18 protein-coding genes and 1 pseudogene are annotated in these 9,782 nt (G+C 55.7%); 16 read left to right on the top strand and 3 right to left on the bottom strand.

Annotation, left to right across the window (positions count from 1 at the left end):
- The first annotated feature begins 13 nt into the window (after nucleotides 1-13).
- Nucleotides 14-424 carry a hypothetical protein gene (locus tag BGK68_RS24960; protein ID WP_075259293.1) on the top strand — a complete coding sequence of 137 codons (411 nt, stop codon included), beginning with the start codon at nucleotides 14-16 and terminating at the stop codon, nucleotides 422-424.
- Between the two features lie 66 nt (nucleotides 425-490).
- On the opposite strand, the pseudogene BGK68_RS28495 reads toward BGK68_RS24960, so the two are convergent.
- Nucleotides 491-622: pseudogene (locus BGK68_RS28495) on the bottom strand (IS5/IS1182 family transposase); the annotation flags it as partial.
- A gap of 8 nt (nucleotides 623-630) precedes the next feature.
- Here BGK68_RS28495 and BGK68_RS27715 point away from each other — a divergent pair.
- From BGK68_RS27715 to BGK68_RS24940, 4 genes are all read left to right on the top strand, one after another.
- A complete protein-coding gene (locus BGK68_RS27715) occupies nucleotides 631-864 on the top strand; it encodes a DUF4926 domain-containing protein (protein WP_075259292.1) in 234 nt (77 codons plus the stop codon).
- A 193-nt stretch (nucleotides 865-1,057) separates the two neighbouring features.
- Nucleotides 1,058-1,555, top strand: coding sequence for a hemagglutinin repeat-containing protein (locus BGK68_RS24950; protein WP_075259291.1), 498 nt, complete (start codon nucleotides 1,058-1,060; stop codon nucleotides 1,553-1,555).
- Between the two features lie 104 nt (nucleotides 1,556-1,659).
- Nucleotides 1,660-1,995, top strand: coding sequence for a hypothetical protein (locus tag BGK68_RS24945; RefSeq protein ID WP_075259290.1), 336 nt, complete (start codon nucleotides 1,660-1,662; stop codon nucleotides 1,993-1,995).
- A gap of 125 nt (nucleotides 1,996-2,120) precedes the next feature.
- On the top strand, nucleotides 2,121-2,909 hold the full coding sequence (locus tag BGK68_RS24940) for a hypothetical protein (RefSeq protein WP_233149405.1): 789 nt from the start codon (nucleotides 2,121-2,123) through the stop codon (nucleotides 2,907-2,909).
- Between the two features lie 163 nt (nucleotides 2,910-3,072).
- Here the strand turns inward: BGK68_RS24940 and BGK68_RS24935 are convergent, their stop codons facing one another.
- Together BGK68_RS24935 and BGK68_RS24930 are read right to left on the bottom strand one after the other, a co-directional pair.
- Entirely contained in the window at nucleotides 3,073-3,600 is a 528-nt protein-coding gene (locus BGK68_RS24935; protein ID WP_075259289.1) for a hypothetical protein, read from the bottom strand.
- Nucleotides 3,601-3,688: 88 nt separating this feature from the next.
- Entirely contained in the window at nucleotides 3,689-4,132 is a 444-nt protein-coding gene (locus tag BGK68_RS24930; protein WP_075259288.1) for a helix-turn-helix domain-containing protein, read from the bottom strand.
- An 84-nt stretch (nucleotides 4,133-4,216) separates the two neighbouring features.
- Here BGK68_RS24930 and BGK68_RS24925 point away from each other — a divergent pair, with 84 nt between their 5' ends.
- The 11 genes from BGK68_RS24925 to BGK68_RS24880 all read left to right on the top strand — a co-directional run bounded on the left by BGK68_RS24925 (nucleotide 4,217) and on the right by BGK68_RS24880 (nucleotide 9,774).
- The gene (locus tag BGK68_RS24925) at nucleotides 4,217-4,417 is read left to right on the top strand and encodes a hypothetical protein (RefSeq protein WP_075259287.1); all 201 of its coding nucleotides are present in this window, start codon (nucleotides 4,217-4,219) and stop codon (nucleotides 4,415-4,417) included.
- Nucleotides 4,418-4,432: 15 nt separating this feature from the next.
- Nucleotides 4,433-4,675 (top strand): hypothetical protein, encoded by a 243-nt coding sequence (locus BGK68_RS24920; RefSeq protein WP_075259286.1) that lies wholly within the window; start codon nucleotides 4,433-4,435, stop codon nucleotides 4,673-4,675.
- On the top strand, nucleotides 4,668-4,868 hold the full coding sequence (locus BGK68_RS24915; protein WP_075259285.1) for a hypothetical protein: 201 nt from the start codon (nucleotides 4,668-4,670) through the stop codon (nucleotides 4,866-4,868). Before BGK68_RS24920 ends, BGK68_RS24915 begins: the two co-directional genes overlap by 8 nt.
- Nucleotides 4,859-5,104 carry an ogr/Delta-like zinc finger family protein gene (locus BGK68_RS24910; RefSeq protein ID WP_075259284.1) on the top strand — a complete coding sequence of 82 codons (246 nt, stop codon included), beginning with the start codon at nucleotides 4,859-4,861 and terminating at the stop codon, nucleotides 5,102-5,104. Before BGK68_RS24915 ends, BGK68_RS24910 begins: the two co-directional genes overlap by 10 nt.
- A 104-nt stretch (nucleotides 5,105-5,208) precedes the next feature.
- Nucleotides 5,209-5,430, top strand: coding sequence for a hypothetical protein (locus BGK68_RS24905; RefSeq protein WP_075259283.1), 222 nt, complete (start codon nucleotides 5,209-5,211; stop codon nucleotides 5,428-5,430).
- A gap of 85 nt (nucleotides 5,431-5,515) precedes the next feature.
- The gene (locus BGK68_RS28110) at nucleotides 5,516-5,872 is read left to right on the top strand and encodes a hypothetical protein (RefSeq protein ID WP_233149404.1); all 357 of its coding nucleotides are present in this window, start codon (nucleotides 5,516-5,518) and stop codon (nucleotides 5,870-5,872) included.
- On the top strand, nucleotides 5,862-7,913 hold the full coding sequence (locus BGK68_RS24895; protein ID WP_075259282.1) for a replication endonuclease: 2,052 nt from the start codon (nucleotides 5,862-5,864) through the stop codon (nucleotides 7,911-7,913). The genes BGK68_RS28110 and BGK68_RS24895 overlap by 11 nt, the downstream gene beginning before the upstream one ends.
- The gene (locus BGK68_RS28105; RefSeq protein ID WP_008331387.1) at nucleotides 7,910-8,056 is read left to right on the top strand and encodes a hypothetical protein; all 147 of its coding nucleotides are present in this window, start codon (nucleotides 7,910-7,912) and stop codon (nucleotides 8,054-8,056) included. Before BGK68_RS24895 ends, BGK68_RS28105 begins: the two co-directional genes overlap by 4 nt.
- Nucleotides 8,053-8,451: a hypothetical protein gene (locus BGK68_RS24890; protein ID WP_233149403.1), complete on the top strand. Its 399-nt coding sequence runs from the start codon at nucleotides 8,053-8,055 to the stop codon at nucleotides 8,449-8,451. Before BGK68_RS28105 ends, BGK68_RS24890 begins: the two co-directional genes overlap by 4 nt.
- Nucleotides 8,448-8,690, top strand: a complete 243-nt coding sequence (locus BGK68_RS24885) for a DUF4224 domain-containing protein (protein ID WP_075259281.1) — start codon at nucleotides 8,448-8,450, stop codon at nucleotides 8,688-8,690. The genes BGK68_RS24890 and BGK68_RS24885 overlap by 4 nt, the downstream gene beginning before the upstream one ends.
- Before the next feature lie 70 nt (nucleotides 8,691-8,760).
- Nucleotides 8,761-9,774: a tyrosine-type recombinase/integrase gene (locus BGK68_RS24880; protein ID WP_233149402.1), complete on the top strand. Its 1,014-nt coding sequence runs from the start codon at nucleotides 8,761-8,763 to the stop codon at nucleotides 9,772-9,774.
- The last annotated feature ends 8 nt before the right edge of the window (nucleotides 9,775-9,782 follow it).

Raw genomic sequence — 9,782 nt, 5'->3', positions numbered from 1 at the left:
AGAGGTGGGAAAAATGAAAATGGAATATAAATGGGCATACGTAATTCAAGACAGAATGCAAACCATGTATATGGGGCCGGAAATTCTTTCGCCTAGTTACTTTATTGGTGGTGTAACGTCAGAAGAAAGTAGTTATCAGCATTGGAAAGAGGGGGCAGAGCTAATCTATAAGTTGACGAAGAGCGGACTTCTTTATTTGGATGGAACCGCTAGCCCCGAAGAGGACCTCTCATGGTTTTACACGGAACTTAGAAACAACGATCCATTCGGCGACGGAACTGGCTTGTGGATGGCACAAGAGCTCGGACTGACGTCGAGAGGCAAGGAGATCGTGGAGCGCTTTAAAGTCCATTTGGCAGAGGCGGCCGTGAATCCAGCGTTTATCGAGGAGGTCGAGAGGATATTTCAAGAGGAGGGCGTTTGAGGGAGCATAGCAATGCGACTGAAGGCCATATTGCTACTAGCACCCCTATTTATGCTGACTTTATACCTTCTGGCTGGCATAGGCGCTGCCTCCATACACACGTCGCTCCTTGCCATGCAGTAACGACGTCAACGCATGCTTGTCATGTGCCTTGGCCGACGTCACCACCGCACTGTGGGTCCATCCGCTTTGGCTAGCGATAGAAAATGAAAATTTATCGTGAAAATGAAGTGATTTTTCTTCGTCATTCGATATTGGCAGAGGTGGTTGGCGAGGCCCGATCTGTTGTCGTTCATGCAGGTGCCTGTGGGACGATTGTTTTGGTTCATGATAGTCCAGGAGCGCCTTTGGCCTACGAAGTGGAGTTTCAAATGAAAGAGCAAGACTGCTATGCGCTTGCGACGATAGAATTAGATGACATATCGACCTGCTCATTCTGATTCTTTTCGAGATCAGCATCTCAGGAAGCAATGTGGCGATGCCTAAGGAGATATTGATATCCTGTCCAAGAAGATCAATATCCTCAAGGCGGCGGACAGCTAGCGCAATACGCAGGACATGATCTTCAAGAAGGCGGGACTGATCTAGCAGATCACCAACTCGGTGTTGTCAGCGATTCAGACGGCGTAGCAGATGGCGCAGGCGGCCAAGAGCACCTCGGGCGGGCGGATGCAATTGCTGGCTGCGGCCAATATCGGCTTTGCGGTCCATGGCAAAGACAATCCGCAAGTCCGCACCAATGCCCTTGATGAAAACGGCGATCTCAAGCTCGGCGCCGACAAGAAGTCCGAGACCCGCGACGCCACGGCAGCCGACAAGGTCGGCGGTATCAACCTGGCCATCAGCGTAGGCGCGAGCAAGAGCGAGAGCCACAGCCAATCCAGCGCCAGCACTGCACACGGCTCCACGCTCAATGCAGGTGGCAACATCAGTCTGACGGCGCAAGGCGGTGGCGCTGACAGTAACCTCATCGTGCAGGGCTGCGACCTCCGCTCCGGCGCCAATACGCTCCTGAAAGCCGATAACGAAGTGCGCCTGCTGGCAGCACAAAGCACGACCGAACAGAGCAGCAGCGACAAGGCGATGTCGGGATCAGTGGTATCTCGACTGGCACCGATGGCTTTCTTGTAAATGCAGGCTTGTCTGGGGAATCAGGAGTTAACTTACTAAGGCTATAAAATCTCTCCCGCAGGAATTGCAGTCGAAGTTCATCTTGTTTAAATGAGGAGGCCTGGATGGGCGGATCGATATTTTTCTCTAATGGCGCACAGTTACCATTAAGTACGCAGGACTTTTACTACGTGGTCGAACGAGTACGCTCTCAGTTTAATTCGTCGGAAATGGGTGTTAAGGAAAAGGTCTACCTCCCTCTGGATGAGCAGGGAATGACATTCATCTCCGCAAAACCGCTGAACAAACAAGATTTTTCTTCCTTTTCGAAGGCTGTGCTTAATGCAAGAGCCGCTGCTCAGGCTGAAGAGTCTTTTTCAAGGTTTGAGGGAGTGTGGAATCTAGTGCTGGAAAGGTTGAAGCAGGATCCTCGTTTCGAATCTAGCGTTAAAAGATATTGACCTATCTCCAAGATTAGCAAAAAGTGAATCGCCTCGGGATTACTAGACACACCGCGATTAAGGTGCCGCAAAAGACTCGACAACAGTGAAATTCTGTGGTGGTTTACCGTGTTAAGGAATGGATAATGTTTGACCCTATAAAAACTCGAGTTAGTGGTTTTGAAAATGAAATGCTAAGGTGGTTTATCGACAGACAACATGACTCAAAAATGCTAATGGGGAATGTTGCGTCAAGCCAGCTTAGTACGGCAATTCAGGCGTGGCTCGTTGGTCTAGACAAAGAAATAGCGCCAGTGATACCTCGTGCGCTGCAATGGCTAGATAAAGCCATTGCAGAAGATGAGAAATTTGGTCCCGACCCCAACGCTCACCGCACGACTCTGCACTGGGCCAGGGCGATTGGTGGCTGGCTCGAAGATGGCTGGAATTATGAGGGAGAGTGGGATGCCGCCCGAGTCTTCGAAGAGGCCCGTTGGCGTTACGAAAAGCGTCCCTGGACCACGAGCGAAATTGTCAAATCTGGCCTGGATGATTACATGGCCTTCGCCTATCAAGGCGGTGAATATGACGAGGGCTTTGAGGCCGGGATAGAAATGTACGAACGCTGGACAGGAAAATCCGAGGTGTCGCTATCCAAAGCATTGAAGCCGCGTGACTTTGGCTACGCTTTGTGTCTGCACCGAACTGCCCGCCAGTCATTCGACGAAAAAGACTTGTTCAAAGCGGGCTGCAAAATGTTGAAAGCTAACTTGCAAGACAATTGGTTAGGTGGTGGACAGTTCATACGCGCCGCGACATGGCTCAAAATCGTTTACTGGCATAACGACAAAGCCTTGACACCTTTGCAAACCATTTTGAATGCATACGACAACATGCCCGAGGTGCCACGCCCGGATTTTGTGCCAGCGCCTTAACGTCTTTCTCTTAGCCTCCCTTTTCGCCAGCCCCGGAGGCTGGCGCAAGTATGCCAACGCAATATATATGAAGAAAAGCAGCCTGGCGGCGCCAATTAAAAGTCCCCAGTGATGGTTGCGAGAAAATGCCTTAAAACTAGATGCCGTAAGAGTATCGCCCAAGCTAAATTTGCGCTGGCATTTTGTAGAGTAGCCATCCACAGAACAAGGTGAGCGCGAAAATCAGAATTCGCTGTGTGAGCACCACCTTTTGAGCTCGGGCGAAAGATGCATCCTTTTCGATGCAAGCAGGACATCCAAGTTGATGTTGCGCTCTTACGCGCTGTACTGATTTCTCCACCGCTGGAATCGCAACCGGATCCACTTCAGTCGAGTCGGCCGAAATCCATCCCTCTAGTGTGTTTTTTATGGTCGAGTAATGCTCAATAGGAAGCTCGCGGAAATAACGTATTCCAAAGTCGTTCATAAAAATCTTATAGATTTCGACTTCCTTTTCACCGGAAATGGCAGACCATTCTTTCACTAATACGTTGATTCTTTTTCGCTGGAATTCAGTGATCCTTTGAGGGCTCTGAATGTCAATTACTTCACTCGAATTCCGGGTCTCAGTGGTCGTGGGTCCGGTTATACTATGCACATCCCCATTGATGAGCTGAGAAACATTCCCCCGAATATTTACTTTTCTTACCATTCCTACCCTACTTCCAAAAAACACTCTTTAATGCAGCCTTCCGCCGACATCGCAAAGGCACTGCTCTAATTCACGAGAAATTAGAAATCTATTTCTTCTTAGACGGGGCTTTGACCATCTGAGGACCAACGACCTTTTTAAAGGTCTCGCCGTGAATTTGTTGCCCGACTCCGCCGTGAATGGTGATGTTCGCTCGGCCTTTGGCCGCCGGCGCGGGTTTATCTGTATCGCTCGCTCCTTCGACCACGCCAAGGACGCGAGCCTTCGAACGAAGATCCAACTTCCGATATCCCACCAGAAGCTCCGATTCGTCTTCCGTCAACCCATCGGCAGACGGAACACCTAATAAAACATACTGGGTGTCGACACCAAGGGCTGCGACTGCAATCAGATAGTCCGCACCAGGAAAGCGTTTGTCTTGCTCATAATTAATTTGCGCCCCTTTTTCCACCCCACCGACTGCAGCAAACTCCGGTTGGGTAAGGCCTAGGCGCTTACGTTCATCTTTTAATCTTTGACCAAAGGTACTCATTACGCAAATATTTGTTTGACAGGTACGTTTTTGAGAACTAATATTCACGTCATTGCTAAGTGACGTGTACAACGATTATCCCATATGCCTACCTTCTCCAAGCACGTATGCCGCCCCCATACCGATACTTCGGTGGCCGTTACCTTCCGCCTTGAAGCTGACGAAGAACAACGACTAGCTGAGCTGGCACGCCAGGATTTGCGCACGCGCTCTTCGTTTGTGCGCCTGCTGATCTTGCGCGGCATGGCCGCCTACGACAAAGACGTCAAAGCCGGACGGGCTTGAGCATCGGAGACTGCCATGTACGACGATCCCCGCAAAATCCGTCACCGCCGCATCGTGGTGCGCGTCAACGACGACAACTACGACATCATGAAAGCACTGGCGCAGTATCAGGGCGAGAACCTGGCCACTCTCGCGCATGATCTGTTGATGCATCAGGCCATCGCCCTGGCGCAATCCTATTCGATGCCGATCTTAGCCGAGCAGAACGTACAAGCCAAGGCGCTCACGAGCCACTTTTCAGTGCCTCGCAATGCCTGATATCGAATTACCGTTCACCCATCCTGCGTTAGTCGAAGCCCTGGAAGTGATCATGAACCACGAAGGCTTCGATACGATTGAACAAGCGGCCGAGTTCGTCATGGCGCAATCTGTTCGAGAAGGTATCAAACGTGTTACTGGCAAGGGACGTGCACTCTATGCCATCAAGGGAAAGAAAACAACATGCGTGTAATCAGCCTGCCGTGCCCTCATTGCCAAAGCCCTGTGCGTGCAGCCAAAAGCCGGACCATGTCCACGCTGATGAAGGAAATCACCTATCGATGCCAGAACGTCGATTGTGGCCACACCTTTGTGGCCACGCTGGAGATTTCTCGTACCGTGTCGATGTCCGCGATGCCCAATCCTGAGGTGAGCCTTCCCATCTCGCCCCGCGCCTATCTGGCGCCGCAAGGAACAGGCACGGCCTGACCTGCTGTTGACCGCTTAGCCGGTCACTGCCCCCCAAATTGACTAAGACCTGTCGTGCGCCGTTTGGCGCACGCGGGATTCGCTCACCCTCAAGAAACCTCGCTATGGCTCTCGACCAGCAACAGACAACGCTTGCCCTCGCTTCGCTGCGGCTTCGCATGGGCGACGACATCAAGGAATTCCAATGCGCCCAGCGCATGCTGCTGCGCAAAGCCGTACTGCAGGACGAACTGCAGTGGAATGTGATCTGGCAAGGGAAGAACGCTATTTCCGCACGGCTTGTCCAGCGCTTGCAGCGCCTCGGTGGCCTGATGGGGGCGTGGTAATGCGTACTGTCATCGCTCATTGCATCGCTGGTTTCTTGCTGCTCGCGCCTGCCTTGCTGGCCGCCCTCGGCCTTGTAAAAGGGTAATGATGCGTGGAGCACGAATCAAGGACCATGCGTCATTCCGTCCGGCGGCGGACCTGCTGCGTGAGCGCGCGGCATGGGTGCCCACGCCTCCGGGTAACGAGGCGGCCAAGGCTGAGCTAAGTAAATCCATTTCGCTGCTGCGCAACCGGCGGCGGCCCAATGTCCAGACAGGTATTGCCTACTCCTGGGCGGCGATGCCCAAGCCAGTGCGTCGACACATCCTGGCTTTGGCGGGTCTCTCGGCGGATCGCTGGGAATGCCCTATTCACTCATTTACTGAAGCGGAACGCCTGGCCATGCGCCATGCGGTGCTGCGTGCCATCACAACGTATGAAAGAGCCCTCAATGCAGTCTAGAACAGTTGACGCGAAGACACGCCGTCGGCATCGGGCCTTTGTCGAGTCGCGGCAGTTTGCCGGAGAACTGGCGCGCATTCCGCTGAAGTGGCGTGGACGTGTCGTGAGCCAGGCGCTAGAACTGATGTCGGTATGGCACTGGAACAAGATCTTCGAGCCGGTCGCCGTGGAATTCGTGCGTGACTTCGCTGAGCAGTATGTGCCGGCTGGCGTCGATCTGTCGCAGGATGATGCCGATATCTGCGCCACGGCTGAGAAAGCCGCCGAGAACATCAAGAAGGTCTTGTGGAAAGCGATTTCTGACACCCACGCCCGCGACCTCATCGAGCAGGAGTGTAGTGACTACGGTATTGATATGCCGGAAGTGGACGATGACGACCTGCGCGCCATTATTGCGCGTGTCGTGGATCCGCGCTGGTGGCGGCGACAATTGCGCAAGGTAGTCGGTCGGGCCTTTGAGGGCGGCAATATCCGCCTGGGCTACGTTCACTACCATGGCGAGCCCTATGCCAGTAATGATGCCGTACTGTCTCGCCTGGCGCAGAACCGGAGAAATGTCGCCGCGCTGGAAGCGACCATGGTGCGCAATGAGGCTGGCCAGGAATTCAGCATTGCTGAGCTGGCCGAGAAGACAACCGCGAACAAGACCATTCGTCGCGGCGAACTCATGCTGCGCATCAATGGTTTCGAGGTCATTGCAAAGGAGTGCGACGATCAGGGGCTGTTTCTCACCTGGTCCTGCCCATCGCGCTTCCATGCGACGCTGCATACGGGCAAGCCGAATCCTAAGTATGACGGTTCGGATCCGCGCACAGCCAATCAATACCTGGGCAAGATGACTGCGCTCGCGCGTTCGGCGCTGGCCCGTCGCGGCATCGGTCTGTACGGCTTCCGTATTGCTGAACCACACCACGATGGATGCCCGCACTGGCACATGCTGGTGTTCGTGCGCGCATTGCCGGATTACACCACGCCCCACGTCAAGGACGTGGCCAGCCGCGCTATCCGCGTCATGAAACGATATGCCTGGCGGGTAGATCGTGGCGAACCGGGGGCGTTCAAGCGTCGCCTGGATGTGAAGCGCATCGACTGGGCAAAAGGCAGCGCCGCCGGCTATATCGCTAAGTATGTGGCTAAGAACATCGATGGCGTGGCGGACCACAAGACCAAAGAAGGCTACCTCATCACCACCGATATGGCGGGGGATCGGGAGCTGACACCCTCGGCCCGCGTGGAGGCCTGGGCCGCTCGCTGGGGTATTCGCCAGTTCCAGCAATGGGGTGGCGCACCGGTGAGCGTATGGCGCGAGCTGCGCCGCGTGCCAGCAGACATGCTCAAACAGGCTCCTCCGGCCATGGCCGCTGCCTGGGATGCCGTGCAAAAGGTCGAAGGTGAGAAGCGCGCGTGTTGGGCGAGTTACCTCCGTGCGCAAGGTGGCGCTCTGGTGAAGCGCGACGATCTGATGGTCACGCTGGCCAAGGAAACCAAGACTGTCACAGGCCGCTATGAAGAGTGCGAACGTGTGATGCCCTATGGCGTCCAGTGCCGTCAGATGGTCGGTGTGGTTTTTAAATCCGTTCGCCACACATGGACGCCAGTTCAAGGGCACGACGCCCGCACATCGGCGGGGTTGGGGTTCCCTTGGACTCGTGTAAATAACTGTACGCAGCCCGCCGGTCCTGACTTTGCGGCCGATGTGTCATTCGAGCCGAAGACAGCGCCAGCGCCGGTCAGGTTCAAGCCCGACCAGGCCGCGCAGATCGATCACGCCTGGCTCGCCCTGGGCGCATGCCCCTGGCCACGGCCGGTAGTTGACGACAGGCCGGCGTGGCCAGCGCCGGCCATGACGGCCGACGAACAGCGCCAAGCCCTGGCCTCATGGGACGCCATCAAGGCATGCCCCTGGCCGCGCATGGTGCCGCTGCCGGACAAGTCACCGCGTCACGGCACGCCGCGCCAGGTGGCTGACTGGCGCGCCGGCCGGCTCGATGTGACCGAACTTCCGATTGATCCCAACCCAACGAAAGGGAACGCCCCATGACCGCGTTTCGTGTCGTCGTGCGCACTGCCAGCGCACGCCATTCCTACACCGCCATCGCAGCCCATAGCTGCGACGTGATCGCCGCCGCCGTCGATCGCTTTGGCGTGTGCTCTGTTACGGCCATTCAGGAGAACCAGAAGTGAACGCAACCACAACCACCAATCCCGCCGTGTCTTACCGCGCCGAAGGCTACGCCGCCAAGTATTTCGCCAAGCAGCCGAAACAGCGTGATTTCGTCATGCTGCCACCGCAGGCCCTGGACCACATTACGTTCAATACACCGGATGACGGCGTGCTGGCAGGCTATGTGTCGGTTATCCGTCAGCACTTGGGCAACGGCCAGAAATTCGCGTGGGTGGAGCTGGATAAGGAGCTGGCGGGGCAATTCCGAGGAGTGCCGCTGGCGGACATTCTCACTTGCGATGATGCAGGAGGCCTGCGCCGTAATATGCCGAACCACCAAGCCAGACGTCTGTGCTTGGGCGACTACAGCGGCAATCTGGATATTGAAATGGGGAAGAGGGAACCACAGTCATGAGTGCTTTGTTTCTTGATGATGAGAGCTTGGATCGTCTCACAGGCATTCGGCGCGGTTCTACTCGCGCCGGCGTCAAGCAGACCAAGTATGAGATGCAGGCGGCATTCCTGCGCGAAATCGGGATTCCCTTTATCTCGAATGCGCGTGGCCAGCCGGTGGTCCTGCTGTCGGCGGTAGAATCGCGCCGTACGGCAGAGGCCCCGAAAAAGGGATGGAAACCAGCAGTGATTGGGGCATGACATGGGGCGCAGGCCGTCGAAAAATTCGAATCTTCCACGTGGCGTGCGTGCGCGTGAGCAACGGAGCGGGGTGATTTATTACTACTACGATGCCGGCGGCAAGCCGCGTCGTGAGATTCCGCTCGGCTCTAACTACGTCGAGGCCGTGCGGAAGTGGGCCGAATTGGAGGCGATGCCGCCTTCCACCGTGTCCAAGGTGGTGACCTTCCGCTATGCCTGCGAGGTGTATCAGCAGAAATACATGCTGGATAACAGCCCCAAGACCAGGCGCGAGAAGCTGCGGCAGTTCCCGTTCCTCTTCGAGTTTTTCGACAATCCACCGGCGCCGCTCGAAGAAATCAAGCCGATCCACGTCCGCCAGTACATGGCCTGGCGCAGCAAGAAGCGGCAGGATTTTTTGCGCGAAAAGGGGCTTGAGGTGAAGGGGGATGAAGGGCGCGTGGCGGCCAATCGTGATAAGGCGCTGATTTCGCACGTCTGGAATGCAGCGCGGGCCGAGGGGCTGACTGATCTGCCCAATCCATGCGCTGGCATCAAATCGTTCCGCGAGGAGGGGCGGGACGTCTATGTCTACGACGACATGTATTCCAAGGTATGGGAGAAGAGCGGCCAGGTGCTACGCGACGCCATGGATCTGGCATACCTGCTTGGCGGCCGAGTAGCCGACGTGCTCAAGGTGGACGAGAAGCACATCCGTGAGGGTGCCATCGAGGTGACGCAGAACAAGACCAACAGCAAGGTGCGCATCGAGATTACGGGGGAGCTGCAGGTTCTCGTCGACAAAATCCTGGCCAGGAAGAGAAGTATTATCGGAAAGGTAACTACAACCCGCCTGCTGGTGAATGAAGAGGGCCAGCCGCTCACCTATGAAACCTTGCGGAGCAGGTTCGACAAGGCGCGGGAAGATGCCGGTATTCCGTTTGCTGAGTTCCAGTTCCGAGACCTGCGCGCCAAGGCCGGAACGGACAAGACCGATTCCGAAGGGGTGAGGGCGGCGCAAGGGCAACTGGGCCACAAGAGCGTGACGACGACGGAAATTTACGTCCGAAAGCGGCGCGGCCAGAAGGTGACGCCGACCAAGTGAACAAGCCG

Origin of the sequence: Herbaspirillum camelliae (assembly GCF_001929405.1) — a bacterium.
In the GTDB taxonomy this organism is placed as follows: Bacteria; Pseudomonadota; Gammaproteobacteria; order Burkholderiales; family Burkholderiaceae_D; genus Herbaspirillum; species Herbaspirillum seropedicae.
The sequence above is the reverse complement of the archived record's forward strand: the minus strand, read 5'-3'. Positions and strand labels throughout refer to the sequence as shown.